The organism is Microcoleus vaginatus PCC 9802 (assembly GCA_022701275.1).
In the GTDB taxonomy this organism is placed as follows: Bacteria; Cyanobacteriota; Cyanobacteriia; order Cyanobacteriales; family Microcoleaceae; genus Microcoleus; species Microcoleus vaginatus_A.
In genome coordinates, this window is sequence record CP031740.1 from 623,670 (window position 1) to 649,709 (window position 26,040).

Annotated in this window: 24 protein-coding genes and 2 pseudogenes; 14 read left to right on the forward strand and 12 right to left on the reverse strand. The window is 45.9% G+C overall.

What is annotated here, in order from left to right:
- Position 1: 1 nt before the first annotated feature.
- The 3 genes from D0A34_02560 to D0A34_02570 all read right to left on the reverse strand — a co-directional run bounded on the left by D0A34_02560 (position 2) and on the right by D0A34_02570 (position 3,444).
- Complete coding sequence (locus D0A34_02560) at positions 2–505, reverse strand: DNA recombination-mediator protein A (protein UNU22138.1); 504 nt, start codon at positions 503–505, stop codon at positions 2–4.
- A gap of 278 nt (positions 506–783) precedes the next feature.
- Complete coding sequence (locus D0A34_02565) at positions 784–1,881, reverse strand: hypothetical protein (GenBank protein ID UNU17891.1); 1,098 nt, start codon at positions 1,879–1,881, stop codon at positions 784–786.
- A gap of 1,188 nt (positions 1,882–3,069) precedes the next feature.
- Positions 3,070–3,444 carry a hypothetical protein gene (locus tag D0A34_02570; protein UNU17892.1) on the reverse strand — a complete coding sequence of 125 codons (375 nt, stop codon included), beginning with the start codon at positions 3,442–3,444 and terminating at the stop codon, positions 3,070–3,072.
- A gap of 246 nt (positions 3,445–3,690) precedes the next feature.
- On the opposite strand from D0A34_02570, the gene D0A34_02575 reads away from it, so the two are divergent.
- The 3 genes from D0A34_02575 (at position 3,691) to D0A34_02585 (ending at position 7,751) form a co-directional block, all read left to right on the forward strand.
- Entirely contained in the window at positions 3,691–5,208 is a 1,518-nt protein-coding gene (locus D0A34_02575; protein UNU17893.1) for a glycosyltransferase family 2 protein, read from the forward strand.
- A gap of 333 nt (positions 5,209–5,541) precedes the next feature.
- On the forward strand, positions 5,542–6,771 hold the full coding sequence (locus D0A34_02580) for a succinate--CoA ligase subunit beta (GenBank protein UNU17894.1): 1,230 nt from the start codon (positions 5,542–5,544) through the stop codon (positions 6,769–6,771).
- An 83-nt stretch (positions 6,772–6,854) separates the two neighbouring features.
- Positions 6,855–7,751, forward strand: coding sequence for a CoA-binding protein (locus D0A34_02585; GenBank protein UNU17895.1), 897 nt, complete (start codon positions 6,855–6,857; stop codon positions 7,749–7,751).
- A 143-nt stretch (positions 7,752–7,894) separates the two neighbouring features.
- Here D0A34_02585 and D0A34_02590 read toward each other — a convergent pair whose 3' ends face one another.
- Positions 7,895–8,638, reverse strand: a complete 744-nt coding sequence (locus D0A34_02590) for an alpha/beta hydrolase (protein ID UNU17896.1) — start codon at positions 8,636–8,638, stop codon at positions 7,895–7,897.
- Between the two features lie 399 nt (positions 8,639–9,037).
- Here D0A34_02590 and D0A34_02595 point away from each other — a divergent pair, with 399 nt between their 5' ends.
- Positions 9,038–10,699 carry a hypothetical protein gene (locus D0A34_02595; GenBank protein UNU17897.1) on the forward strand — a complete coding sequence of 554 codons (1,662 nt, stop codon included), beginning with the start codon at positions 9,038–9,040 and terminating at the stop codon, positions 10,697–10,699.
- Between the two features lie 112 nt (positions 10,700–10,811).
- Here the strand turns inward: D0A34_02595 and D0A34_02600 are convergent, their stop codons facing one another.
- The 4 genes from D0A34_02600 to D0A34_02615 all read right to left on the reverse strand — a co-directional run bounded on the left by D0A34_02600 (position 10,812) and on the right by D0A34_02615 (position 14,246).
- Complete coding sequence (locus D0A34_02600; protein ID UNU17898.1) at positions 10,812–12,224, reverse strand: hypothetical protein; 1,413 nt, start codon at positions 12,222–12,224, stop codon at positions 10,812–10,814.
- A 23-nt stretch (positions 12,225–12,247) separates the two neighbouring features.
- Positions 12,248–12,694 (reverse strand): hypothetical protein, encoded by a 447-nt coding sequence (locus D0A34_02605; GenBank protein ID UNU17899.1) that lies wholly within the window; start codon positions 12,692–12,694, stop codon positions 12,248–12,250.
- Positions 12,691–13,563 (reverse strand): ParA family protein, encoded by an 873-nt coding sequence (locus tag D0A34_02610; GenBank protein ID UNU17900.1) that lies wholly within the window; start codon positions 13,561–13,563, stop codon positions 12,691–12,693. Before D0A34_02610 ends, D0A34_02605 begins: the two co-directional genes overlap by 4 nt.
- Positions 13,564–13,700: 137 nt before the next feature.
- Positions 13,701–14,246 (reverse strand): hypothetical protein, encoded by a 546-nt coding sequence (locus tag D0A34_02615; GenBank protein ID UNU17901.1) that lies wholly within the window; start codon positions 14,244–14,246, stop codon positions 13,701–13,703.
- Positions 14,247–14,416: 170 nt separating this feature from the next.
- Between D0A34_02615 and D0A34_02620 the strand changes: the two genes are divergently transcribed.
- Positions 14,417–15,637 (forward strand): tetratricopeptide repeat protein, encoded by a 1,221-nt coding sequence (locus D0A34_02620; GenBank protein UNU17902.1) that lies wholly within the window; start codon positions 14,417–14,419, stop codon positions 15,635–15,637.
- Positions 15,638–15,693: 56 nt separating this feature from the next.
- Here the strand turns inward: D0A34_02620 and D0A34_02625 are convergent.
- Both D0A34_02625 and D0A34_02630 read right to left on the reverse strand, forming a co-directional pair.
- A pseudogene (locus tag D0A34_02625) lies at positions 15,694–15,964 on the reverse strand (Txe/YoeB family addiction module toxin).
- Positions 15,964–16,173 carry a hypothetical protein gene (locus D0A34_02630; protein ID UNU22139.1) on the reverse strand — a complete coding sequence of 70 codons (210 nt, stop codon included), beginning with the start codon at positions 16,171–16,173 and terminating at the stop codon, positions 15,964–15,966. Before D0A34_02630 ends, D0A34_02625 begins: the two are co-directional and overlap by 1 nt.
- A 69-nt stretch (positions 16,174–16,242) precedes the next feature.
- On the opposite strand from D0A34_02630, the pseudogene D0A34_02635 reads away from it, so the two are divergent.
- A pseudogene (locus D0A34_02635) lies at positions 16,243–17,090 on the forward strand (IS630 family transposase).
- 154 nt (positions 17,091–17,244) lie between these two features.
- On the opposite strand, the gene typA reads toward D0A34_02635, so the two are convergent.
- Entirely contained in the window at positions 17,245–19,035 is a 1,791-nt protein-coding gene (gene typA, locus D0A34_02640) for a translational GTPase TypA (protein ID UNU17903.1), read from the reverse strand.
- A gap of 272 nt (positions 19,036–19,307) precedes the next feature.
- On the opposite strand from typA, the gene D0A34_02645 reads away from it, so the two are divergent.
- The 7 genes from D0A34_02645 (at position 19,308) to D0A34_02675 (ending at position 24,149) form a co-directional block, all read left to right on the forward strand.
- Positions 19,308–19,655, forward strand: a complete 348-nt coding sequence (locus tag D0A34_02645; protein ID UNU17904.1) for a type II toxin-antitoxin system RelE/ParE family toxin — start codon at positions 19,308–19,310, stop codon at positions 19,653–19,655.
- On the forward strand, positions 19,639–20,001 hold the full coding sequence (locus D0A34_02650) for a transcriptional regulator (GenBank protein ID UNU17905.1): 363 nt from the start codon (positions 19,639–19,641) through the stop codon (positions 19,999–20,001). The genes D0A34_02645 and D0A34_02650 overlap by 17 nt, the downstream gene beginning before the upstream one ends.
- A gap of 164 nt (positions 20,002–20,165) precedes the next feature.
- Positions 20,166–20,378, forward strand: a complete 213-nt coding sequence (locus D0A34_02655; GenBank protein ID UNU17906.1) for an XRE family transcriptional regulator — start codon at positions 20,166–20,168, stop codon at positions 20,376–20,378.
- 225 nt (positions 20,379–20,603) lie between these two features.
- Positions 20,604–21,437, forward strand: coding sequence for a D-alanyl-D-alanine carboxypeptidase family protein (locus D0A34_02660; protein UNU22140.1), 834 nt, complete (start codon positions 20,604–20,606; stop codon positions 21,435–21,437).
- Positions 21,438–21,594: 157 nt separating this feature from the next.
- Positions 21,595–22,173: a pantetheine-phosphate adenylyltransferase gene (locus D0A34_02665; GenBank protein ID UNU17907.1), complete on the forward strand. Its 579-nt coding sequence runs from the start codon at positions 21,595–21,597 to the stop codon at positions 22,171–22,173.
- Positions 22,056–22,742, forward strand: coding sequence for a DivIVA domain-containing protein (locus D0A34_02670; protein ID UNU17908.1), 687 nt, complete (start codon positions 22,056–22,058; stop codon positions 22,740–22,742). Before D0A34_02665 ends, D0A34_02670 begins: the two co-directional genes overlap by 118 nt.
- Positions 22,743–23,096: 354 nt before the next feature.
- Positions 23,097–24,149, forward strand: a complete 1,053-nt coding sequence (locus D0A34_02675; GenBank protein UNU17909.1) for an acyltransferase — start codon at positions 23,097–23,099, stop codon at positions 24,147–24,149.
- Between the two features lie 14 nt (positions 24,150–24,163).
- On the opposite strand, the gene D0A34_02680 is transcribed toward D0A34_02675, so the two are convergent.
- On the reverse strand, positions 24,164–24,895 hold the full coding sequence (locus D0A34_02680; protein UNU17910.1) for a glycosyltransferase: 732 nt from the start codon (positions 24,893–24,895) through the stop codon (positions 24,164–24,166).
- A gap of 229 nt (positions 24,896–25,124) precedes the next feature.
- Here D0A34_02680 and ubiG point away from each other — a divergent pair, with 229 nt between their 5' ends.
- A complete protein-coding gene (ubiG, locus tag D0A34_02685; GenBank protein ID UNU17911.1) occupies positions 25,125–25,970 on the forward strand; it encodes a 3-demethylubiquinone-9 3-O-methyltransferase in 846 nt (281 codons plus the stop codon).
- Positions 25,971–26,040: the final 70 nt, after the last annotated feature.

Below are 26,040 nucleotides of genomic sequence, written 5' to 3' on the forward strand. Positions count from 1 at the left end.
TTCAATCAAAATAGAACAGAGTAACCACCTTGCGCTGTTCCTCCGCATCCTGGCAAGTTTTCAGCAAAGTGTGGCTTTCGTGAAAAGCAAAACAGATCAGTTGCTGGCAGCGAGAAATAATCTCCTGATTGCACATGGCGCTTGCTTCCGGGAGAGACAAGCTATCATTTTTGGGATTTTCTACCAAATGTATCACTTGTTCGAGTTGGTCGCGAGACTCCCGAGGCTGGCGACTCATGCTTTGTGGCAAAATCACCGTCAGCAGATTAGGATCTGCTCGCATTGCCCCCCGAATTGCGGCTGAATTGGTGCCTGTAGCGCCAGAAGTGATGAGCTGATTGCCTCCCAGAACTATGGCGTAGCTCAGCATCTCAATTAGCTGCTGGTGGGTAATAGGAACGTGGCGAGAACCCAAAAGAGCAATCCGCTTGGAGCTGGTTTGCTGGATCGCCGCAAGTTCTTGTAAAAAATCATCTACTCTGGGTAGCTCAATTGATTGACTCAAAGAATTTATTAAATTAAATAAAACTACGTTGTGGATTTTAGCAGACTCACTAGCCATTGCCGCCAAAAAGAAGTTAAGAATTGCTGATTGACGGGCTCAGACTAGAGGCTCTGGAGATTTGAGGAAGCCAGAAGGCCGAAGGTCTGAAGACATTCGGCAGCCGCAGCTCAAAATAGAATTCAAGAAAAATTGAGAATTTAAGAATTTTGGCTTTTTATTTATTTAAACAAAAAGTTCTCTCTGCCGAATACCTTCTTCCCTCAGCTCCGGCTGCCTTCTTAATGGACTTGATCGCTCAGGCCCAAGGATGCCATCATGCCATCAAGGTCAAAATGTTCTGCCATTAGCTGAGTAACGCATTCCACCTTGATCGGTTCGTGCAGGCGCACGTTGCCAAAGGTGCTGTCGATAATTTCTACCGTGGTTAAGGTATCCAAATCAACAGACAAAACCGGAATTTCCATTTCTTCTGCCCTGCCAATCACTAGGGGAGAAGGAGGCAAGTGGCCTGTCAAAATTAAGCACTGAGTCGAGCTCTCCAGAGCCGCTAGCTGAATGTCCGTGCGATCGCCCCCCGTCACCACCGCCATATTTCTCGCTTTGCGGAAATACTTCAGAGCAGAACTAACATTCATCGCGCCAATGGTCAAGGTTTCCACCATCAAGTCCAAACGGTCTCGACGGCACAGCACATCAGCTTTCAATTGGTGCACCAATTCTTTGACGCTGACACTTCGCAGCAAAGCACTTCTCGGCAGCATTCCCAAAACTGGAATACCCGCAGCCTCCAGAAAAGGCCGCACAGTCGCCGTTACGGATTCGAGTTTGTCCGAGGGAACGTCATTGAGTACCACGCCCAGCAACCGCGAACCCAAACGCTGTTTAGCCGACAGCAAATCGTCTATATAAAGATCGATCGGGCGGGCTACCAACAGCACAGAGGCATCAACTGCCTCAGCGACTTGAGCCAAAGACAAGTCAAACAGACTGCCTTCCTCCAAATTAGCTGGGCCTTCTAACAGCACCAAGTCTCCGCTGGGAGCTTGCAAATATTGCGCTAAAGACTGGCGGTAATCTGTCTTGTCTTCTCTCCGCAAACGCTTGTGAACGGTCTCTTCATCCAAATACAGCAGTGTTGACGGCATCTGACTTTGTGAGAGCTTCAGCGTCTCTACCGCGAACCGCACGTCTTCCTCCTCAAGCCCAGCTCCCTCGGAGCTGAAACAGGTTCCCAGAGGTTTGCCGTAGGCGACGGCCAGTCCTTTTCCCCGGAGTCCGAGTGCCATCCCCAGGGCGATGGCCGACTTGCCGCTGTAAGCTTTTGTGGAACCGATCAGCAAATATTTAGTCAATTTGGGTACGCCTTCAATCCTCAATTTGCACCTGTCTATTTCAATAAATTTAGTTTTTTCTACAGTATTTCTAAACTGCGACTCAATTTGGCAATACTATTATACTCTATTTTGTCGCTTTTGGGCAGATTGTTTTTTTACTAAAAAATTTTATTCACCCGTTCGCAACCCTTTTCTTACCATTCTTTTTACTTGATTTTGGGAAATCCGCTTTTAAATTGTTTGTTTTAGCCGCCGTTTTTGATAATAATTTATCGTCCCTGTTTCCTTTAAAACCGATTTTAATTATAAAATTTTTAGCCAATCTTATGACTGACATTAGATATTAATACCGACTTTTATAAAATAAAAATAACAGGGTAGAAGTGGTGATTTCACTAGAAAAACCTATGGAGACGGCTTGGTGCAATTTTTGTTTGGTATATAGCACTCCTCGTCGCATCATGTGTGAATTTCTTACCCCCTCCCCTTCGTAAGGGGAGGGTTGGGGTGAGGTAAAAAAAATACGACTCATTTATGATTGCTATCATACAGGTATTTTGTAGGAATAAAGCCGGGTGCTAGCCTGATCATTTTTGCATATAATTGAAAATCGATAGGTGGTATTATTAGTTATTAATTATTAGTGCGATCGCCCGCGTTCAAACTGATCGGTGGCACTGCGAGCAATAAGCTGCTTAGGATCGGGCTTCTAGCTTCTAAACACATAAATTGTCGGGCACAGCACCCATGTCCGAAATTGGCTTTTGGGCTTCTCCCACAACAAATACAGCAGTTTTCAATTAGATGAAATACAGGTAGGGACTCAGGCTGGACCTGAGTCCCTACGCGAAATCTGTATCACCCTCAACAGAAAACTGCTGTAGATTTACTTTAGCAATGGGGATAAGTGCTGACCCCCAAAAGGATTATTGAGAATGATGCCACAACTCACTTACTATTTCCGCTTCTCAAATAGGGCTGGCGCACCAATCATGTAATGTTGCCGTCGAGGCGTTACACTATTGGTGCGCCAGTTATAGCGCCCGTCAATCGATTTTAGATTTTAGATTTTAGATTTTAGATTGAAGAAAGCGACCCCACTGGTAAATCCGGGGGCTGGCGATCGCGAGCGAGGAGCTTTTTTCTCGATCCACGAATCAATCCCGGGGCCCCGGATTAAATTGCTTGATTGTCAATTGCGGACTTTCGGGAGTGTGGCTGCGGTGAAAGTTATTCATCCATTCGCATCAGCTTGCGATAAAACGTTTTAGAAAAATCGACAGTACGAGTCCGCTGAAAAGTCAGGAGAACCTCAATTAAGCAACTAACAAACTCAGAGCTTTGCATAGTCACTTCGTAGCTGAGTTCAGCATTGCCGTCAAACAACACCCGACAGCGGGTTAAGTCGATCGGCAGCGACGAGATATTCCAACTAGCGACAAACGGCACGCTCTCCCCGCCGTCAATTTTTCTTGCCCCCTCCAAGCTTTTGAGCTTGTAGAGGCCAATAGCGTGCGGTAAAAACTTGCGCCTGGGCTCTTGACAGAAAGGTGCGTAGACTTTCACTTCTTTGTCATCGGCTGGCTTGAGTTGAGGAATAGACATATTTCCACCTCAGACAATTATTACTAACAGATAGTTTAGATCCCCAGAAAAAACTAACAGATATTCCTGGTCGATCGCAAGCAAAAGTCAACCAAAATACTCGATGCAGTACCCGTTTACCAGGGTAGTACAAGCACCGAACCCGCTGGTTGTCCTCCCGTCCGCTTTCGACAAAAGTCCAGAAACTGATACAGTAGATGCTTATATCTAAAATCAAAAACTATTGGTGGTTGAATCAAGTAACCTATGCAGGAGAGTTCTTGGCCAGAAAACGACGCTCGCAGCGAGCTTAACTTGGACATCTCTGATTTAGCTCAAGAAGAGCTCAAGAGTTTGACCTCGAACTCGAAGCTCAGCAAAGTATTTGCTATACCAGACATTGGCGACAGGGTGTTTGACGCGGAAACAAAAGCAGAGATCCCGGTTGCGGTGTCTGTGCCGGGAACTCCCTCTTTTCCTCAAAATCTGTATCGGGGACGCCGCGGAAAAGCTGCCGCAGTGCTGACTGCGATTTGGGCCGGCACGATCGCCCTGCACTTGATTTCTTGGGGTGCGTGGGTAGTGTGGGGGTTGACGGGACTGCTGTGGATGCAAGCATTTCGAGTTTTGTTTGCTTCGCCCAAGCCCGCACTGCCGCCTCTTGCCGATGAAAGTCGAGAGGATTGGCCTTATGTGTCGCTGCTGGTGGCCGCAAAAAATGAGGAAGCGGTGATTGCCCGATTCGTAGAATCCATCTGCAATGTAGATTATCCGATCGACCGCTACGAAGTTTGGGCCATCGACGATCACAGCAGCGACGCCACGCCGCTAGTATTGGAACAGCTAACCAAAAAATACCCCCAGCTCAAAATATTTCGCAGAGGAGCAAATGCCAGCGGTGGCAAGTCGGGAGCCCTGAATCAAGTGTTACCGCTGACTCGCGGGGAATTTGTGGGAATATTTGACGCCGACGCGACGGTAACGCCGGATTTGCTGCGCCGGGTGCTGCCAGTGTTCCATGGAGAAAAGGTAGGAGCTGTCCAAGTCAGAAAAGCCATCGCCAATGCTTCGGTAAATTTTTGGACTCGTGGCCAAGAAGCAGAAATGGCTCTCGACAGTTTTTTCCAACAGCAGCGGATTGCGATCGGCGGCATTGGAGAATTGCGCGGTAACGGGCAATTCATGCGTCGCACCGCCTTGGAAAGCTGCGGAGGCTGGAACGAGGAGACGATTACCGATGACCTGGATTTGACGGTGAGGCTGCACCTAGACCGATGGGACATTGAATTTCTCGCTTTCCCAGCCGTGTCAGAAGAAGGAGTCACTAACCCTTGCGCTCTGTGGCACCAGCGAAATCGCTGGGCAGAAGGTGGCTATCAGCGTTATCTTGACTACTGGCGGCTAATTTTGCGGAACCGCATGGGAACTGGGAAAACTTGGGATTTATTTGGATTTTGGGTATCTCAATATTTCTTACCCACAGTAGCGCTGCCCGACTTTGTGATGTCAATTGCGCTGCGCCGGATGCCGATCGCCAGTCCCATAACTTTTATGACCCTTACATTGTCGGTGGTGGGAATGTTTGTCGGTTTGCGCCGCACTCGCAAAGAGACCAAATTTGACGTTAAAAGAGTTTTTGTTACTTTGCTGCAAACGTTGCGGGGTACTGTGTATATGTTCCACTGGCTGCTGGTAGGGACTGTGACGGCTCGGATTGCGCTACGGCCCAAGCGGCTCAAATGGGTCAAAACCGTCCATCAAGGCGCTGTTAATAGCATCAAGTAAGCAATTCGCAAAAATATCTCGGCACAGGATCGCCGAACGTCCGAAGATTTTCCGAGACAAAAAAACACCAACGCTCGCCAAATATCTCCCCGCCAGAGCCGACAGTAAAATTTGGCAATTCCGAGAAAAAAACACTTTGAAACAGCTTAGGTAATAGGTAATCGGCGAGCGGTAATGAATAAGTAATCGGTCATACACCCGTCGAAAAATAAAAGATAAAAGCGATAATTTTTAACTTTTAACTTGACAAAAAACCAATTACTATCTATTAATTATGAATTGCCAATTAGGACGAATTGCTTGTTGCCAACTACCCGTCACCCGTAATTGATAATGGATTTGTTAGAGTACCAAGCTAAATCTTTATTTCGCCAGATGGCAATTCCGATTTTGCCGTCGCAGCGGATTGACAATCCCGCCGACCTCAAAGGACTGAAAATTCCCTACCCCGTTGTACTCAAGTCGCAAGTGCGGGCTGGGGGACGAGGCAGGGCGGGCGGTATTAAGTTTGTAGAAAATACGATCGATGCAGTAGCAGCCGCTCAAACAATTTTTAATTTGCCGATCGAGGATGAATATCCCCAAGTCCTGCTGGCAGAAGCAAAGTACGACGCCGACCAAGAATTGTACTTAGCGGTACTCCTAGACCCCGTAGCGCGCCGCCCCGTGCTTCTGGGTTCGAGACAAGGAGGTATGGATGTCGAAGGGTCGATCGAGCAAATGCAGCAAGTTGCCGTAGATCAAGAATTTTCCCCATTCTACGCGAGGCGTCTCACGCTGAAAATGGGATTGCAGGGAGACTTGATTCAATCGGTGAGCACCATTGTCGAAAAAATGTACCGGCTGTTTGTTGAAAAAGATTTAGATCTAGTAGAAATCAATCCTCTCGGCATCAGTCCGACGGGAGAGGTAATGGCTTTAGACGGTAAAGTCACCGCCAACGACGATGCCTTGGGGCGGCATCCAGATTTGGCCGCACTATCGGGAAAGAGGCAAAGCAGCGGGTTGGCACGGGAAAGGAGAAGTACCCATGCCTCTGGCGATCGCCCCCATTCCCACTCGAAGGCTCAGCAGTCGCCGGAGTTTGACCCCAAATCTAAATCGCCAATCTCGAATTCCGAATCCCTGCAATTAATCGAACTAGACGGGAATATCGCGATTTTGTGCAACGGAGTGGGCCTGACAATGGCAACTCTAGATGCTGTAACCCACCAAGGAGGAAAACCAGCTAATTTTGTGAATATTGGTTCCCTAGACCGCTACGATGCAGCAAATGCCCTTCGCGATCGCGCGGAGTTGGGTCTGGAGTTAGTCGCTCAGGATAAAAGCGTTAAGGTGATACTTGTAAATATTTTGGGCAGCGCCTCCAAGACCGAGGAAATAATCGCTGCAGTAGCCGGCTATTTGGAACGGAAAGCTCGCGCTAACCGCCACATCCAAGTTGTGCTACGGCTGGTAGAGATCGATGCTGATGCTGTTAAGAAGCGTTTGGGACAGTTGCCGGTGCAGCTAGCTAGCACTTTGGATGAGGCCGCGGCCGCTTCTGTATCCTCCGCCAAGTAGCGGCAGTCGAGCGGCAAAAAACGAGATTTCTGTACAGATGAAGGCCTTCTGCTTTTTACAGATCGAGTGTTAAGTGGGAAAAAATGAATTTAACTCCTGAAAGCAAAGTCCTAGTACAGGGCATTACAGAATCTCCCGCGTCCACCCGCGCCGCCCTGATGATGAAAGCATACGGCACGAATGTAGTCGCCGGTGTCAGTCCCGGTCGAGGGGGGCTGGAAGTGGAGGGGATTCCGATTTTTGATTTGGTAGAACAAGCAGTGGCGGCAGTGGGTCACGTTGACACTGCGGTAATTTTGGTAGACGCTTACTCGGTGCTGGATGCGGCTCTAGAAGCGATCGCCGGAGGAATTCGGCAAATCGCGATCGTTACTGGGGGAGTGCCTCCTCTGGATATGGTGCACTTAGTCAGAAAAGCAGAAGCCACCGAAACTTTGGTAATCGGGCCCAACAGTCCGGGGATTATTGTGCCCGACAAACTCCTGCTGGGAACTCACCCCAAGGAATTTTACACTCCCGGCCCGGTGGGAGTGATCAGTCGCAGTAGCACTTTGACTTACGAAGTTGCCCTAGAACTGACGGAGGCTGGGTTGGGACAGTCGATGGCGGTTTGTATTGGCTGCGACGCGATTGTCGGTTCTTCTTTTATGCAGTGGCTGCAAATTTTGGACGAAGACGACAGTACCGAAGCGATAGTTTTGGTAGGGGAAGTTGGCGGGTGGAGTGAACAAGCTGCTGCTTCTTACATCGCCTCAGCGATCGACAAACCCGTGGTTGCTTATCTGGCCGGCCGCTACGCTCCCAAGGGGCCGTCTTTGGGCCACGCCGGCATCCTGATCAGTTCTCGGGCCGCTGCCCAGAAAGCCTTTGGAGTTACGGCCCCAAACAAAATGGCTGCCTTTGAAGAGGCGGACATACCTGTGGCGGCTCGACCTTCAGAGATCCCTAAGTTGCTCAAAAAATTGCTAAAGAAAAATTGATTGCTTTGGGAGTTTTCACAAAAGTCCTAACCCTCTTGGGGGTTGGGATAGGGGTAGGGCGGGGGCGGGTTTGGTCTCAAAAGTGTCGGCAGAATGCCACAACAGGCGCTTCAACCCGCCTTTAGGACACATTTATAATTTTTTTACCAAAGCCCTCTGACCGGCGTCACAGGCTGCGGTGCGGGTGCTGGCAAGGGGGCGGCACGGCGCGGCGCTGGAGGCGGAGTTGTTGGCTGCACGCTGCGGCGAGGTTCGATCGGACTTTCGGGGCGAGTTGTTTCAGTTGTGCGAGTTGTCGATCGCATCACATCTTGAAGCAGGCTTTGCAGAGTTCCGGCTATACTCTGAACTTTCCCAACAGCGGTACGAAGGCTGGCAACATCTACGTAAACCTCGTTGAGAGGATACTTTTTCAGGATTTCTAGCAGCGATACCTTACCGTCGTCCCCGGCTGCCAGGATCATCGCCGCCCGCAGCGCTTTGCCACTTTCTGTGCGGCGCTGAGTCCGAATTGCTTGACCGATTTGGTCAGTGATTTTTTCTCCCGGGGTGCTATAAACTACCCTAGCCAGATTAGCAGGCTTTAAACCAATTTCTAGACCCATGAACCCCCGCAATACTTGCGCGTCCATTTTGGAGAACCGGATAATTTGTTGCAGGGTTGGCGTCGTCGTGCCCTCTTTAGCAAAGTCTTCTAAGTCGCTGACATTGAGGGCTTGTCTGATCGGGCCAAAGGTGAGGACAACTTTTTCGGCCCCTAATGCTCTACTGCTGCTCGATAATATGCTCCCGCTTGCTCCTAACATTAGGGCAATGCCGATCGATACAAAATTTGTTAATTTCATATTCACCGCTAGATTAAAATTATTTTTTTGAGATTTGTACATTATAGATGCAGCAGTTATATTCTACAAGGTCGCCAGTGTAATTTGTGCCCGCGTCACACCCACAATCTCGACCGAGACTTTTTCTCGATCTTGACTTTAAGAATAAGTCACCAACTCTACCGAAATATTTTTGCTTCTATTCATTCTGCTTTCTACCTTCTATATCTCCAGCTTTTTACATCAGAGTGTGTTCCGCCTTCAACATAAGTGCCTTATAAAAATTCTAGGAACTGCCCTGACGGGAAGACGTTCTTAATTGCACAAACATAAGGGGTCGATTGCTTCTTCTTTCTCTCTTAGGGAACTAACTCCCTTTTCCTTCTTCCTTCTTCCTTCTTCCTTCCTTCTTCCTTCCCTCTTCCCTCTTCCTTCTTCCTTCTTCCTTCTTCCTTCTGCTATATGTTGAAAACCCGCAAAGCCAAAAAATCCAAAAACAAGCATAGCGAAAAAACCACAGCGCTGAGCAAAAAAGAAGTAGCTGCACAAAAACGCAAAATTTCAGAAAAGCGCAATGAATTGGTGCAGGCGATCGCCATAAGCTGCTTAGTCACCGTTTCTCTCAGCATTCCCCTGTTGTTCGTAGCCGGCCCTAAGATTGCTATTGCAGGAGGCGCAGCCGCAGCCATCTTGCTGCTTTCCTACAAATACCCCCGTCAAGCTTTGTGGACTTTTCTAATTTACCTGCCTTTCAGTGGTACAATTACTTACGCAATTGGCGGCGGGAATGCTGCATTTCAAGTAGCAAAAGATGCTTTCTACATACCAGCTCTCATCGCCCTAATTCAAAGCTGCAAAAAGAAACAGTTGCCCCTGTTCATTCCCAAACAAATGCTTTCTACCTTTAGCATCCTGTTGATGATGGCAATGCTGACTTTAATTTTTGTCAACGGGGAAATGCAGCTCAACCCTATGAAGGGTGAGAAACCAATTCTGCAAGGAATTCTCGGCTTAAAAGTATTGATAGGTTACATACCGCTGATGGCTTGTACCTATTATCTGCTCCGCACCAAGAAGGATTTGGTATTTTTTAGTCGAATGCACATCGTTTTGGCGATCGTTTGCTGCCTTCTCGGTTTGATTCAGTACCTGTTGCTGCAAAGTGGAAAATGTGCGGGTACCCGAGGAATGATCGGAAACGACTTATATAAAGCAACGCTGCAAGCTAGATGTTTTGTCGGCGGTTCTTTAGTGTTCAGTCCAGAAGTCAAGTTTATCCGCTTGCCGGGAACTTTTGTAGCGCCTTGGCAGTGGGCTTGGTTTTTAATTTCTAATGCTTTTTTAACCTTTGCCTCTGCCTTTTGCGACCCTTCATTCTGGTGGCGAGTTATCGGTTTATTGGGCATGGCATTAGTATTTGCCAATGCAGTTATTTCCGGTCAAAGAGCTGCTTTAGTTATGGTTCCCGTTGCTACGGCAATCCTGCTAGTTCTCACCGGTCAATTAGTTAATTTAAAACGATTTATTCCCATCGGTGCAGGACTGGCGATTCTGCTGTTTGTCGGTGCAGCAATTAACCCGGGAATTATCGAGCAGCAGCGGGAGAGTTTTGTTAACCGCTGGAAGGCTGCACCGCCCCAGCAGTTTCTATTTAATCAGTTCCAGCAGAGCCACAATTTTATCAGTGACAGACCTCTCGGTAGAGGTGTGGGACGAGCAACTAATTCAACGCGAATATTTGGTGCTACGCAGCTAATTGAAACTTTCCAACCTAAGTTGATCTACGAACTCGGTTATCCGGGAATGATTGCTTTTCAAATCATGGTTTTACACTTGGCTTTTCTAACTTTTAGAGCTTACCGTTCTGTGAAAGACAAAAGTTTGCGGAGTTACGGAGCTAGTTTTTGGGTGTTTGTTGGATTTATTACGATCAATACTCAATACTATCCGCTGGATGTAGATCCAGTGTCCGTGTATTATTGGGTTTTAGCTGGAGCGATTTTAAAGTTGCCCAAAATTGACAAACAGGTGCAGGATGAAAAACACCAGGAACTTGAGTCAAATGATTTGCCAGTTCACCAGCAATTAAAGGAGAAAAAAATTCTTGCATCTGCCCCAATTTGACGGTCTTGGACGCAGAAACTCTCTCTTGCAGGTTTGCAGGGCGCACCTTACCGCTATAAGCAGCACATTCAACCACTTGTTCCGTAAGTCCTGTAGTAATTAACCCGTAAGTTTACTGCGGTTGCCAAACCGGAGAGCTAGCATTCAAATCTTTGTCGTTTGTCAATTTAGTCAATGCCGAACCGTCCCGATTAATTACATACAAGTTGCTTTTGTCGCCTTGGATTTCATTAAATATAAAAGCAATTTGCTGGCTGTCAGTAGACCAAGCTAATTGTGAAATTTCCGACGGTTTTAGCCGGGTAGCTAGTTGATTTAGCTGGTTCCCGTCAGCATTGATTGTGTAGAGTTTTTGATTATTGAACTCTCCAGCGACGAAAGCAATAAATTTGCCATCCGGCGACCACGAAATTTCGTCGTAGTTTCTGGGTTTTTGGGTGAGGTTCTTGGCTGTGCCCCGGTTAATGTCGAGCAGGTAGATATCTTGCTGTTCCCCTGCTGAATCGCCGGGTTTATTATAATAGTAAGCCATGCGGCTACTGTCGGGCGACCAGAATAGTTTGACGTTGTAAACCTCATTTTGCGGGTTGTTCGTCAAATTCTTGAGGTTGGTTCCATCGGCATTAATTGTGTAAATTTGCTGTTTCGGATAAGCGCCGAACAGGAAAGCAATTTTTGTGCGATCGGGCGACCAAACAAGTTCACTTCCGCCGGATATATATTCGCCGGGACTTTTAGTTAGTTTGGTCATTCCCGAACCGTCGGCATTCATTTTGTAGATATTTTTCTCCTTGACAAATGCTACTTGCTGGCCGTCCGGCGAAAGGTAAAATTCTGATGAAATTTCCGTTTTAGGCGGATATCCTCCTACTTCCAAATTCCTAACTAATTTAGTTCCTTTAATGCCAGAAGTGTTGCTTGTATAAAGTGATTGGCTGCCGGGATCATCAGAGGTAAAACCGTCGCAAGAACGGGCAAAAACAAGTTTCTGGCTGTTGGAAAACCAAGCTATTTCAAAATTAGCTGCTTTGCAACCAGCCTCAGCAAACTGTTTAGTTAGTCGAGAACCGTCAGCATTGACTGTATAGATGTCGCTGTATCCGCCAACGAAAGCCAGTCGCTGGCCGTTGGGCGACCACACTAGGGGAGCGATAACATCTATATTACGTGTAAGTTCGCGGCGAGCGGAACTGGTAGCATTGACCGCAAATAAAGTGGATCTGTTCTCGCTGCCGCGCATCTGGAGGGCGGTAAACGCTAGTATCCTTGGTTTTTGGGCTGCGGTTGGGGGAGGGCTGTGAAGGCTCAAAAACAAGGTGATTGAGAGTGTTAGGGAGATTAGGCCGATCGCACTTATCGGCCATAATTTATTGAAGCTGAAAAGTTGGAGAATTTGCAACAAGCTTTTCAGGGGCGGCCAAGATGCCCACCCCGCACTCAACTTAAACTCTTGTGGAACAGGCTTTTGTGGAACGGGCATCTTGCCTGTTCGATATCGCAGCGGGAAATCCAAGTTAAAACGCATTTTATCGATTCCTCTGCTAATTTTTAAAGTGTTTGTCTGTCGATATGTCTCGACAGCCTCAAACTCTGTTTAATTCTGCCAATAATTAGCTCGAACATTTTTTTGCGGGACGGATTCTTGCTGCTGGGCGGCATCCCTAACTCGCAACACATCAAGTTCAAGTCAGTTGCACTCATTGCCAACAATTTTTTCCTCACCTCTTCTTCATTTCCATTTTTAGCTTGTAAACGCAGTTCTTCATAAGTTTCTAGAACATTTCCAGCCGATAAATTAGCAGGTTTATTAACATCAGCACCCCTGGGAATATCCGAAGTTTTTGAGCCAGCAGAAATCACTCCCCGCTTGACTTGAGTCTCAAGCCGGGTTAATTTTCGAGCAACGTCCCGCAAGATTTCCTTAAGTTCACCAATTTCTTCAACTAACCCCCCGCTTTCTTGTTCGGAAGCAGCCAAAATTTCTTTTTTACTCATTTGAGATACTCCTCACACTCGCGCCATAGTTTTTCAAATTCTTTAACTAATTCTCGCGGCAGTTCTCCCTCATTAATCGCCCGTTTTAGCCCGACGCTTTCGCGAATCGTCGATTCTAAAAATCTAACTTCTATATTATTGTCTTTTGAGATCTCATCGCAAAGTCTCTTTACTTCTCTCATGTAAAACTGAACTTCATTTGTCAGCAATCCTCCATAGGTTTTAGCTTTATTCATAAAGACTGCTATCTTGGGAAACGGATAAGGCTCAATCCGTTTCTGGAGCGAATTTAAAACTAAACTCAATCCCCTCGAACCAAAATAATCGGGATTGACGGGAATCAATATTAAGTCGCAGCAAGAGAGTACGCTGTAGGTGAGGAGACTGAAGGAAGGCGAACAGTCAAAAAGCATCAAATCGTATTTGGGGAGATTGGCAGAGTTGGCGATTTTGCCTATAAATCTGCGGATGAAGTCTTTAACACTTTTTCCCTCAAAGCCATCGATATCCAACCAATACAATTCTTCAACTGAAGGGACAAAATGCAACTGTTCGTCAATCTGATAAATGGTCTCGAAACCAACGGGAAATTTAAAATTCTGTCCGGCTTTTTTAAAGACTTCTAGAGCGTCGTAAATTGTAAGTCTATGCTTGAGAGATTTTTCGTACCACTTACCAAATTTGTCATCTAAATGACCTGTATTTTCGTTAAGCCCGATCGCCTCTGTGAGCGACATTTGCGGATCTAAGTCTAACATCAAGACTTCTAAGTCTGTTCCTTGGGATATAATATTTCCCAGACTCCAAGTGACGGTAGTCTTTCCGACACCGCCTTTGAAGTTGATTACGGCTATTGATTTAGGACTCATGGCTGGCTTTGTTTGGATTTTGCTCAAATATAAATTAAAACATAACGATCGCCCAATTAGCGTTTGCTAAGTATTATTACTCGAATAATGGCGATCGCCTACTCAAGGCGATCGCCAGATTAACAGCGAGTCTCTTTTTAGAAAAGAACGTCAGGAAACTTGAAAACGTGACTAGCAATATTCCGCACCTTTACTAATGGAACAGGTAATCCAGTTACACTGTAGCCTCGATTTGGTACTACTTTCTGCGCGAGTTCTGGCTGTTGTTGCGAAACTAACAACCTGAATTTACCCGGTTCGACGACCAATATCTCCTGTTGAGGAATGAAAAATATCCAGAGATCGGCTTGCGAAGTCCATCCCCAACAGGGACGGTTGCGATCGTCAAAAGCTTCAAAAAACAAGTTTCCAGTTTGCTTGGCTTTTAAATCAGTCTTGTACTCAGCAGTTGCGGTTGAACCGTTTGGGCGAATTAGTACGCGGTCAATACCTGCTTTCTGATACTGTGGCAAATCTGAGACATCCTCAATGCGATAGCCATGAATCTGCAACCACTTGTCTACGATCGCCTCTCCTGTCTTTCCTACTTTCTTTTGAGTTTGGAAGTCGTATTCCTGTTTTTGGGAAAGCGGGGGTAGTGGCTGGGAGAATTCGGCTTCGTTGTGCTGATTGTTGTTGTACATGATTAATTTCGTCAGCTAACTTTTGAGTAGTGAATCACTACATCCTTAGCTTCGCAGAACTTTCTCTGGCAGCTACCAAACAAGTGTTAGGAACTTTCTCTGGCAGCTACCAAACAAGTGTTAGGAAGTTTGTTAGGATTGTTTGTTAGGAACTGAATAACACCCTAGAAATGGCACAGAATTCACCCGAAGAACAATTCATCCTAGCTGCTAATGACTGGGATTTAGAAAGGTTGTACAAAGATTTGGCAGATGCCAAGCAAAAAGTAGCACCGCATAAGCGGGAACTTACAGAAGTCGAGAAGCTGCATTTACGTGGATTGCTTTGTGATTGTAGTCCTAGTGACATAGCTAAAAAGCTTCACAGGGAAGAGAGAGGATTGACAGCCGACCTAAGTGAGACTGTGTATCGGTATGTCAAACAGCTTACTCAGGGAAAAGTAGACATCAGGCTAAACAACTGGAGATGTATCCTTGCTTGGCTTGAGCAAGCAGGATACAAAACCCGGTCATCTAACTCAGTTGAAAATAAGCCTGAGATTACACCTTCTGTTTCGGAGAGTGATATTGATGATCTGTTGGAGAGGGTGCGATCTAACTCTCCTCTCTGTGCTGAGGATTTCAATAAACTGGGAATAAAAAAGGCTGAGGAAGGAGATTTTGAGGGAGCACTTGAAAATTTCGATCGAGCAATTAAGCTCAATCCTGATTATGCAGATGCCTACAATAACCGGGCTAGTGTTCGCCATGAACTAGGAGACGATGCCGGAGCAATTGAGGATTACACAAAGGCGATATTGCTCAATCCTGATCGTGCAGTTTATCACAACAACCTGGGTATTATTTCTTATAACTCAGATGATTACCGAGGAGCGCAGGCCGATCACACCCGAGCAACTCAACTAAATGCTGGCGATGCTCAAGCCTACAATAACCGAGGTTTTGCTCGTTTACGCCTGGGCGATCTGCAAGGGGCACTTAAAGATTTTACCCAAGCAATTGAACTAAATGCTCATGATGCCCTTGCTTGGAATAATCGAGGTGATGTCTACTTCTTGAAATTAGGCGATATGCCAAAAGCGCTTGATGATTACACCCAAGCAGCTCGGCTGAATCCTAATAATCCTAAAACATTCTACTACCTGGGAGTTATTCACTCTCGTTTGGGGAACAAAGAGAAAGCGCTTGAGGATTTCACCAAGGCAATTGAGCTTAAACGAGACTTTGCTGAAGCTTATCAAAACCGAGGTATTGTCCACTATGAACTGGGCGATTCCCAAAAAGCAAATGTCGATTTTCACAATGCTAAAAATTTATATCGTGTCCAGGGAAAAGAAGAAAATTACCAAAAGTTACTTGATATAATAGAAGGACTTCAGCAAGAAGATTGAGAGCGATCGCCTTTAGTAAAGGGAGAAAAAGAGCGATAGGTACATTGCTTAAAGCTTCATTCACTGTAATGATTCTTACAAGCTGCGATCGCAATTTCTTCATCTGTAACTTGGTAAACCAAACGATGTTCGTTATCAATGCGCCTCGACCAAAAACCACTTAACTCGTATTTCAGAGGTTCAGGTTTGCCCAATCCTTCAAAGGGCGAGCGATCTATATCTTTAATCAATTCTACAATTTTGCGATAAATCTTTTTGTCTAATTTTGCCCATTCATTAAAAAAAATCTGCAAAAGCAGAAGATTCAAAAATAATTCTTCTACTCATTACAAATCCTGTAAATCGACTTCAACTAAATTTTGTCTGTCTTTAACATTTTCAATAGCTTTCAACAGTTTGTTTTTATTGATTTCCGATTTCAAAAGATATTCGGTTTCATCGCATTCTGAGACAATTATTTCAATCTCTTTATCTCCAAAAATCGCTTTGATTTGTTCTAAAAATTTACGATCTAGTTCGCTGGCTTTTATAGTCATTTCAAATAAATCTGAGACAAATGCAAGATGATGTAAAATCAAGAAAAATTGTTAACTCGGAGCCGAAAAATGGCATACAGTCTAGATTTAAGAAAAAGAGTAGTGGATTATGTGGAAAATGGAGGGGGTATAACTAAAGCCGCCGCCCTGTTTAAAGTAGGAAGAGCAACAATATACAGATGGCTAGGGAGGGAAGACCTTCGAGCCACTAAGGTAGAACACCGTGAGCGAAAGATAGACTGGGAAGCGCTCAGAAAAGATGTAGAAGAAAATCCCGAAGCAAGATTAATAGAAAGAGCAAGGAAATTCGGGGTGAGAGCGAGTGCCATATGCTATGCCTTAAAGAAAATGAAAATTACGAGAAAAAAAAAGAATATCGTTATAGAGAAAGGAATAGAGAAGAAAGAATACAATACTACCAAACACTGAGAAATTTAATTAAAGCTCATGGGAGTAAAAGCCTTGTATTTATTGATGAGTCAGGGTTTGAAGAGTTTCATGCTTGTGTTTATGCGTGGTCAAAAAAAGGAAAAAAAGTATATGGGGATAGACAAGGAAAACGCGGAAAGAGAGAAAATTTAGTAGCAGGAAGAAGAAAAGGAAACAAGGACTTGATTGCACCTATGGTCTTTACAGGGAGCTTGAATGCAGAAAGTTTTGAAGGGTGGTTAGCTTTATATTTATTGCCATCTTTAACAATACCATCAATATTAATCATGGATAATGCACCGATTCATCGTAAGACAGCAATTAGACTGCTGGTGGAGGAAGCAGGCCATCAGATACTTTTTTTACCAAAATACTCTCCTGACTTAAATGATATTGAGCATGATTTTAGTGCATTAAAGAGAGCTATAATGTATTCGCATTCTGCCACATCTCTTGATGAGATTATTCGCGCTTATTGTGCAACTTAGTGTCTCATTTTTATTTGAAATAACTATAAACGATAAACTGTTGACATCGTTTTTACCTATTTTTGATTGCGTTAAAATGATTAATATTGTCTTTAAATACAGTAGTTTGAAGTTGACACTAAGGGCTGGCAAAATTGCCAGCCCTCAAATTGTTTTAGCGTTTCACCAACTTCTTAGAAACCTTCCGCAAGCGAATTGATTTCGGTGTTACTTCCACCAATTCATCCTGGCCGATGTACTCCAAAGCGCGTTCCAAACTCATATCGACTGGTGCTTGCAATTGCGCCAATTCTTCACCGCCAGATGCGCGGTGGTTTGTCAACTGCTTCGACTTGCAAATATTCAGCTCCATGTCTTCATCTCGGTTGTTTTCTCCGATAATCATCCCTCTGTAAACCTTAGTTCCAGGGGTAATGAAAAATACGCCACGGTCTTCAGCATTTTTCAGTGAATAAGTAGTTGCAATTCCTTCTTCAAAGGAAATCAAGACTCCGTTGCGACGGGCGATAATTTCTCCACCGAGGGGGCGATAGTCGAGGAAGCTGTGGTTCATAATTCCAGCACCGCGAGTCAAGCGCATGAACTCGCCTCGGAATCCAATCAAACCGCGAGCGGGGACTGAAAATTCGATTTGGGTGCGACCGGTGCTGCTGACGTGCATATCTTGCATTTCTGCTTTCCGCTGACCGAGGCGTTCGATGCAGCCGCCGACTGCTTCTTCGGGTACGTCTAACACCAAACATTCAAAAGGTTCGCAGGGACGACCGCCGACTTCGCGGAAGATTACTTGCGGTTGAGATACTTGGAATTCGTATCCTTCGCGACGCATATTTTCGATCAGGATTCCGAGGTGGAGTTCGCCACGGCCTGATACGAGGAATTTGTCGGGAGATTCGGTTTCTTCGACGCGCAAGGCGACGTTGGTTTGGAGTTCTCGCATTAGTCGATCGCGAATTTGACGCGATGTTACCAAACTTCCTTCTTGACCGCAGAACGGCGAATCGTTCACCGAGAAAGTCATCTGCAAAGTCGGTTCGTCTACCTTGATTAAAGGCAGCGCTTGCGGGTCGTTGGGACAGGTAATTGTCTCGCCAATATACGCATCAGCAAAACCGGCAACGGCGACAAGATTACCAGCAGAAGATTCTGGGATATCAATCCGCTTCAGGCCTTCAAAGCCCATCAGTTTGGTAATTTTTGATTTGACAATGGCGCCGCTTTCGGTGATTAAGACTGCTTGTTGACCGATTCTAATCGTGCCGTTGTGGATGCGGCCGATGACGATGCGACCGACGTATTCTGAGTAATCTAAGGTGGTTACTTGCAGTTGTAGTGGCTTGTTGGGGTCGCCGACTGGGGGTGGTACGTGGTCTAGGATTTCTTCAAAGAGGGGCTTCATATCTAGCCCTTCGTCTTCGAGGTGTTTTTTAGCGTAACCGCTTAAGCCGGAACCGAAGAGATAGGGAAATTCGCACTGATCGTCGTCAGCACCTAGTTCGAGGAACAGATCCAAAACTTTATCGACGGCTTTGTGGGGGTCGGCTCGCTCGCGATCGATCTTATTCACAAAGACGATCGGGCGCAGTCCTTTTTCTAGGGCTTTTTTGAGCACGAACCGGGTTTGCGGCATCGGGCCTTCGTTGGCGTCTACGATCAGCAGACAGCCGTCAACCATGCCGAGAACTCGTTCGACTTCTCCGCCGAAGTCCGCGTGTCCGGGGGTATCGACGATGTTGATCAGGGTTTCTCCGTACCTGACGGCGGTGTTTTTGGAAAGGATGGTAATGCCACGCTCGCGCTCGATGTCGTTGGAGTCCATGACGCAATCTGGGATTTCTTCCCCTTCGCGGAAGATCCCGGACTGTCTGAGGAGAGCGTCCACAAGGGTGGTTTTGCCGTGATCGACGTGAGCAATGATGGCGACGTTGCGAATGGGAAGACTCATAATGCGTCTGGAACGTTAAACGGATCTAACTAAAGATTTCTTAATATATTGTAGCGCATGGAGTCAAGGGGCGATCGGGCGGCTGCCAGATTGGAGTGCGATCGTCGCTAAAATCAAGATTATGGAAGCGCAACCGAGAGAAATTGAGCATTACACTAGCCCTGACGGCAGAGTTCCTTTCGATCGGTGATTTTGAGTTAGCCATGGTGAAGAAGGTTTGATTTGGGTCGATCGCCCGTATTAATGATGAGGGTGCAAGTACGATCGACTTTATGGAAGTACAACCGAGGGAAATTAGACGTTATATTACCCCAGACGGTAGAAATCCTTTCGCAGAGTGGCTTAGTTCCCTGCGAGATTTGAATGCGGTAGTTAAAATTGAGCAAAGGCTTGACCGAGTTCGCTTAGGGAATTTAGGAAACAGCAAGTCTGTTGGGGAAGGAGTCTGCGAATTAAAAATTGATTTTGGGCCGGGGTATCGCGTGTACTTTGGACAATTGGGGTCAACAATAGTTCTTCTTCTGTGCGGTGGGGATAAAAGCACTCAAGAACAAGATATCCGCAAAGCTAAGGAGTATTGGAAAGAATATGGAGAACGCGAAAATGCCAACGAGCGATAGTTACCAGGGCTATCTGATAGAAGCGCTCAAGGATAAAATACACGCTGCGGCTTATCTAACAGCGCATTTGGAAGACGAAGAGCCTGAACCTGGTTTGCTGGAACTCGCACTTAGCAATGTATTTGAGGCTCTTGGCGAACCAAATATGTCTGCTGAAGATGCTAAATTGCATTTGGAAAAATTCGATCCTTTGTTGTCGCAGAATGGAATTGCGACAATTTATGCTTTGGCAAGTTGGCTGAATGCTCTGGGATTGAAGTTAACAGTTGCGGTTGATGAACGGGATAAAGGGGAAGAGAAAGATTCTGTTGGTGGTGGTAAATTGGCGGAAGTTGGTAATATTTGATGAGGCGCCAACTTCCCAAACATGGCTTTTGAAGTTTTTTTGATTTTAGGGGAGCACTAGGTCAGAAACCGAACTTGATTTAGTATCAATAGCCACGAGAGTATTGCAGCTTGAAGAAGAGCAAGTTATTCTGAAAAAAGGTAAATACTTGCCCTTGGTCAAGCATGGGATTGGTGAGGTTGTGGATTCGAGAGTTGGCTGCCGAGAACGGTTGGACTCTGACAGAGGTTGCCACTCGATCGGGCGTTCACTACAGCACTCTGAAAAGTTATGCCCGATCGCCCGGTATGGCAATGGCTGACATCGGTGCTCTGCTAAAATTGGCCCGGACGTTTGAGGTCTCGATCGAAAAATTGTTGGATTTTGTCAAACAGTAACAAATTACACTTAAAATAAACCAGCGCTACCAGCGCCAACCAGTTCGACCTCGCAGGGACGATCGACTGTGGGCCCAAGCAACAGATGCGAGAGTTGGCGGATGGGACGGGGCGAGGTCAGAAAGAGATGATATATTCTCAGCGGCAATTGTAGCTGTTCGATCGCCCATATCGGTCTACAATTTTTAACGTTGAGCCTTATTGAAGTGCAGGAGTGGAGCTGGCTTGGATAACGCTAGTCTGTCAAGAAAACCCCCGCAAGCCTCGGAGCTTGTCGCCGACGAAATTCCAGAAGCAGTGCGAGACCACCCATACCTAGAAGCAGGGCAGAGTCAGTCCAAGAAAAAAGGGCTGATTTGGAAACTGCTAGGGTTGGCCGCATTAGCCTGTGGGGTCAGCATCTGGCTGCACCTCAACTTTAACTTGTTCCCAGCCACCAGTCAGGCAGAGCAAACTCAACAAAACCCAGCACCGGTGAGTTCGCCGTCTGCATCGGTCGCGAGTCCAGCTACCAACCCCAAAGCCACCGCCCCCGCAACCCCAGAGAACCTGCTGGGACATTTGCCGTACCCAGAAGCACCAGCAAAAGACTTGGTAAGCGTCACCCCCGACGGTAGCGTCAAACTCCGCACCTCAGCAGCAGCAAAATATCAGGAAATGGCCAACGCCGCAGCGGCATCAGGCATCTATTTCGCTCCCATATCCGGCTTTCGCTCCCTGCAAGACCAACAGCACGTATTTTTTGACGTGAAAGCCGAACGCAGGCAAAACGCCAGCAAGCGAGCCGAAGTCAGCGCCCCACCAGGTTACAGCGAACACCACACCGGTTATGCGATCGACATCGGCGACGGCAGCGCCCCCGAACACAACCTCAGCCCCAGTTTTGAAAATACCGAAGCATTCAAGTGGTTAGAAGCCAACGCCGTCGCCTTCAGCTTTGAAATGTCCTTCCCCAAAAACAATCGCCAAGGCGTCAGTTACGAGCCTTGGCACTGGCGGTTTGTGGGCGACAAGCAAAGCCTCGAAACTTTCTACAAAGCTCATTCCATGAAAAAGTAGAGGGAAGAAGGAAGAAGGAAGAGGGAAGAAGGAAGAAGGAAGAAGGAAGATTTTCCACATCTCCGGCTTTGCCACTCTCCCACTCTCCCACTGCCCCACTCTACCCACTCTCCCATTCCCCCACTCCTCCACTCCCCCACTCCGTTGAGCCAAACTCGTGATTGCAATCTATCCAGGCAGCTTTGACCCCATTACCTTCGGTCACGCAGACATTATCGAGCGGGGATCTAAACTGTTTGACCGGGTAATTGTTACGGTAGTCAGAAACCCCAGCAAAACCCCTCTGTTCACCGTAGAGGAACGGATCGAGCAGATCCTGCGCTCTACCCAACACTTGCCAAATGTAGAAGTAGACAGTTTTGAGGGTTTGACAGTAAACTATGCTAAGATTCGACAAGCCAAAGTGCTGCTGCGGGGGCTCCGGGTATTAACAGATTTTGAAATGGAACTCCAGATGGCCCACACCAATAAAACCCTTCTGGGTGAAATTGAAACAGTTTTTTTGGCAACTTCTAACGAGTACAGCTTTTTAAGTAGTAGTGTAGTTAAAGAAATAGCCAAGTTTGGTGGCTCCGTAGATCATCTTGTTCCGAAACACGTCGCCCTAGATATTTACAAATGTTACGCCAGCAGGAACCAACTCGCATCGAACCCGATAGTACCGGCCTCGGCACTGAGAACGAATCACCTCAGAACACAGCCGCCTTCGGAGATCCCACCCGAACCGCAGGAGTAGACATCCAGCGGGAATTGAACAGGCTTGAGGAAATTGTTCTCGACAGCCCGCGAATTCCCCTGACCAGACGCACTCTGGTGGATGAAGAACAGTTACTCGATCAATTAGACTTGGTGAGGCTAAATTTGCCGATCGCCTTTCAGGAAGCCGAGACGATCATCCGGCACAAGGACGACTTGCTTCAAGAGGCGGAACTTTACGCTCAGGAAGTGATAGAAGCAGCAGAACAGAGAGCAGCAGAAATTTTAAACGATATGGGCCTGCTCCAGCAGGCGAAGATAGAGGCAGATCAGTTGCGCCAGCAAGTTTTGCTCGACTGCGAGGCAATTCAGCAGGCAACGCTGGCGGAAGTCGAACAAATTCGCTACCAGGCTCAAGAGGAATTGGAAGAGATGAGAGTCAGGGCGATGGCTGAATGCGAGGAAATTCAAAACGGAGCCGATGATTATGCCGACCAAGTGCTCGATAATATCGAACATAAGTTGAGCGATATGCTGCGCGTGATCCGCAACGGGCGCGACCAGTTGGATAGTGTTTCTGCGTCGCACATCCATCACAACAACGGTTAGCCGACAGTGAACTCCTTGCTTGAATATTTCTAAAAGTCTACCTAATTTAGGTAGATTTTTTTTCGCAATAGTCTCTATAGTCTTTATTCCTCAATCCCAGCACTGGGTGACTTATTTTTGCCGACATAAGGTTTGGGGAGATAGGAGCCAATATAACCTTTTATGCTATTGTACTGCTGATATCAAATCCGGCTTAAAGATCCCCTTTATCTCTTAGTCCCCCTTGGCTCGGACTTCGTTTGACTCTATGCAGCGGTTTCAACCGCCGAATGATAAAAGGGGTAGCCAATCGGGATTTGGTATCAGACAAAAAATTCCTAACTTGATTCCAATTTTTACAATCTAATTTTTACGATGCAAAAAGTTTCTAATCGGTTCGCTGAATTTGATTTGCTCAGAGCTTTAGCGATCGTCAGTGTGGTGATTACTCATGCTGGGTTCTTTACATTTCGTGATCGCAGAATTTTATTTGTGGCGATCGATACATTGCAACTATTTTGCGTACCTGCATTTTTACTGTTGAGTGGTTTTTTTCTCACCAACAAACGGGAAAATCAAAATAATCCCGCACTGGTAGTCAAAAAAAGACTGTCAAAAATTATACCCCCTTATCTGTTTTGGTCAGTAGCTTTGTACATCTTAAATAATTTGGGAGAAATCCAAAAATTTGATTTACTTTCATTACTCAGAGATATCTTGACGGGTTCAGTGATGCCTCCCTATTACTTCATCGTTGTGATTGTTCAATGCTACGGCTGGTGGTGGCTTCTCGTGAAATTAAGATTTTTAGAACCCAGAAAAGTTTTGGCTTTGGGCTTAACAATTCAAACAATTTTTACAATCTTCTTCTACTTAACCGCTTTCCAATACATATCCATACCTCTACCTTTGATGGAGCGATGGATTTTCAGTTGGATTTTGCCATTTTCAACTGGCCTATTTTTGGGTGACTCGTATGACAAAATTCAACCCGTTCTCGAACGGAAAAAAATGCCAATTTTAGGGGCAACGATCCTTTTTTATCTAGCTAGCATTTGGGAATATTACCTAAAAAGTGGAGTTAATTCGGAGGCATGGTTTCTCCGATCATTTTTTAAACTATCTGCTCAAGGATACGCAATTTTGTTCGTATTATCCATCCTCGCATTTTCTAAGAGTATCGCACTTCCCAGTAGAGTATCTGGGTTAGTCAAAATATTGGCTGCTTACTCATTCCCTATATATATCCTGGATTCGACAGTAGTGAAATATGTCTTGTTAGTGTTTTATAAGTTTATTGACCCGGTAAATCCGCTGTTGAAGCTCGGCTTTTTAGTTACGGGGACTTTGTTAGGTTGTTGGGCGATTATTTACCTGTTGGAAAAAGTTTTGCCCAAAAATTACAGGCAGTACATTTTGGGAATTTAATCAACTTTTGTGTTTCAGCGGATGTCTTCATAAAACTGCTTGAGATACCTTGGGGAAACGCCAAAACCCCACAAAAAACCAATCGAAAGATAGATCGCAATAGCTTTAAACTCGCCCCAATTCGCAACTCGACGATCGCTACTTTCTACTACCCGATTGACTAACTTAAGTCTCCCCCGTCGCACTAACTTCAGACACAAATCCGCTTCCTCCATAATTGGCAGCGCAGCATCGAAACCCTCGCATTCCCAAAAATCGGTACGGCGACAAAAAATAACTTGGTCGCCAAACAGCAGGCGCAATCCTTGAAAAAATAAATGAGGTCGAAATAACAGCGGCGCGTAATAAGTTTTCAGGTAATTGTGGAGGGAAAAACCCCATCTTGTTTGCTGCGAACCAGCCATAAGGGAGATAAATCCGCCGCCGGAAATTTCGGCATCGGACAATGTTTTCTGGATGACTGCTACAAGGTCATCGGGAACTAAAGTATCGGCGTGCAGAAAGCACAGAATTTCACCGGTGGCGACTTGAGCACCTAAGTTCATTTGCAGGGATCGTCCGGCTATACTGCTAGAAATAACGCGGGTGGCGGCGGAAAGTGCGATCGCCGCTGTGTCGTCTTGACTGCCGCCGTCTACCACCAACACTTCCCAAGCGGGAGGATTGAGAATGCTGAGTTGGCGGAGGGTGCGTTCCAGACAAGTCGCTTCGTTGAGGGCTGGGATGATAATAGAAACGCGATCCATCGGGTTGAAATTTATGCCAGAGATATTATAATAAAAAACTGTGGCGATTCACAACTAACGAGAAAATAGAACTTACGCGCGCGGATTCACAAACCCGGTGTCTGCCTGCCCACTCGTCACGAAACCTGGGATTTGTCACAGAAACCAGGTTTGTTAGAGTCATTGCTATAAAATCAGGAAAAAGTGCAATCGCCCTCTATATTTTCCACTAATCAGGACTGAGAAAATCGTGCAGAAAACAGAAGTAAAAAATGATTTAGAATTTTATGATGAAAATGCCGATAATTGGTGGGACGAAAATGCTAAAATTTATGCATTATACCATCTAAACAAACCCAGATTTGAGTTTTTCGACAGACACGCAACTAATTGGCGAGGGCTGAAAACCTTAGATGTCGGATGCGGCGGCGGCTTTTCGTGCGAGTTTATGGCCGAGAGAGGTGCTATTGTTTCTGGAATAGATCGATCGGAGAAATGTATTGTAGCAGCTCAAAATCACGCAGTTACCAACGGTTTTGAGATTGACTACAGGCAAGGTTTTGCCGAAAATATGCCCTACGACGACAATACCTTTGATGTTGTAATCTGCGTGGATGTTTTGGAACACGTGGCCGATTACAAAAAAGTTGTTTCTGAGGTTCACAGGATTCTCAAGCCTGGGGGACTGTTCTTTTTTGATACAATCAACCGAACTTTTTCCTCGCAAATTGTGATGATTGGACTGATGGAAAATATTTTGCAGGAGATTAGGCGGGGCGTTCACGATTGGGAAAAATTTATTACCCCGGAGGAACTATGTGTGGTAATGCAGGATATTGGTTTTGGCAATATTCAAATTAAAGGTTTTGATATGTTTGGCGAAATTGGCGCTATGTTAGCCGAGATGCACAGGTTTTGGGAAAATTTTACACGCGGAAAGCAGGTGTTTCCTTCGGCGGGTATTTTAAAACAAGTATCTCAAACTCTAACATCTAATCTAGCTAACTATATGGATTACAAAAAGTCTGGGTTGTTTAAAATTAAAATTAATGAGGATCAGTCGATTATGTATGTTGGCGTTGGGGCGAAGAATTAGTCAGTTAATTGTTAACTGTTGTCATTGGGGGCGAGTTGGAGACGGATTTTTGCGATCGAGAAGATCGAGA

What these genes read in the sequence shown, in the direction of transcription:
- D0A34_02570 (UNU17892.1), bottom strand. Translation starts at nt 3,444, where the DNA reads ATGTCTATTCCTCAACTCAAGCCAGCCGATGACAAAGAAGTGAAAGTC.
- D0A34_02575 (UNU17893.1), top strand. Translation starts at nt 3,691, where the DNA reads ATGCAGGAGAGTTCTTGGCCAGAAAACGACGCTCGCAGCGAGCTTAAC.
- D0A34_02580 (UNU17894.1), top strand. Translation starts at nt 5,542, where the DNA reads ATGGATTTGTTAGAGTACCAAGCTAAATCTTTATTTCGCCAGATGGCA.
- D0A34_02585 (UNU17895.1), top strand. Translation starts at nt 6,855, where the DNA reads ATGAATTTAACTCCTGAAAGCAAAGTCCTAGTACAGGGCATTACAGAA.
- D0A34_02590 (UNU17896.1), bottom strand. Translation starts at nt 8,638, where the DNA reads ATGTACAAATCTCAAAAAAATAATTTTAATCTAGCGGTGAATATGAAA.
- D0A34_02595 (UNU17897.1), top strand. Translation starts at nt 9,038, where the DNA reads ATGTTGAAAACCCGCAAAGCCAAAAAATCCAAAAACAAGCATAGCGAA.
- D0A34_02600 (UNU17898.1), bottom strand. Translation starts at nt 12,224, where the DNA reads ATGCGTTTTAACTTGGATTTCCCGCTGCGATATCGAACAGGCAAGATG.
- D0A34_02605 (UNU17899.1), bottom strand. Translation starts at nt 12,694, where the DNA reads ATGAGTAAAAAAGAAATTTTGGCTGCTTCCGAACAAGAAAGCGGGGGG.
- D0A34_02610 (UNU17900.1), bottom strand. Translation starts at nt 13,563, where the DNA reads ATGAGTCCTAAATCAATAGCCGTAATCAACTTCAAAGGCGGTGTCGGA.
- D0A34_02615 (UNU17901.1), bottom strand. Translation starts at nt 14,246, where the DNA reads ATGTACAACAACAATCAGCACAACGAAGCCGAATTCTCCCAGCCACTA.
- D0A34_02620 (UNU17902.1), top strand. Translation starts at nt 14,417, where the DNA reads ATGGCACAGAATTCACCCGAAGAACAATTCATCCTAGCTGCTAATGAC.
- D0A34_02630 (UNU22139.1), bottom strand. Translation starts at nt 16,173, where the DNA reads ATGACTATAAAAGCCAGCGAACTAGATCGTAAATTTTTAGAACAAATC.
- typA (UNU17903.1), bottom strand. Translation starts at nt 19,035, where the DNA reads ATGAGTCTTCCCATTCGCAACGTCGCCATCATTGCTCACGTCGATCAC.
- D0A34_02645 (UNU17904.1), top strand. Translation starts at nt 19,308, where the DNA reads ATGGAAGTACAACCGAGGGAAATTAGACGTTATATTACCCCAGACGGT.
- D0A34_02650 (UNU17905.1), top strand. Translation starts at nt 19,639, where the DNA reads ATGCCAACGAGCGATAGTTACCAGGGCTATCTGATAGAAGCGCTCAAG.
- D0A34_02655 (UNU17906.1), top strand. Translation starts at nt 20,166, where the DNA reads ATGGGATTGGTGAGGTTGTGGATTCGAGAGTTGGCTGCCGAGAACGGT.
- D0A34_02670 (UNU17908.1), top strand. Translation starts at nt 22,056, where the DNA reads ATGTTACGCCAGCAGGAACCAACTCGCATCGAACCCGATAGTACCGGC.
- D0A34_02675 (UNU17909.1), top strand. Translation starts at nt 23,097, where the DNA reads ATGCAAAAAGTTTCTAATCGGTTCGCTGAATTTGATTTGCTCAGAGCT.
- D0A34_02680 (UNU17910.1), bottom strand. Translation starts at nt 24,895, where the DNA reads ATGGATCGCGTTTCTATTATCATCCCAGCCCTCAACGAAGCGACTTGT.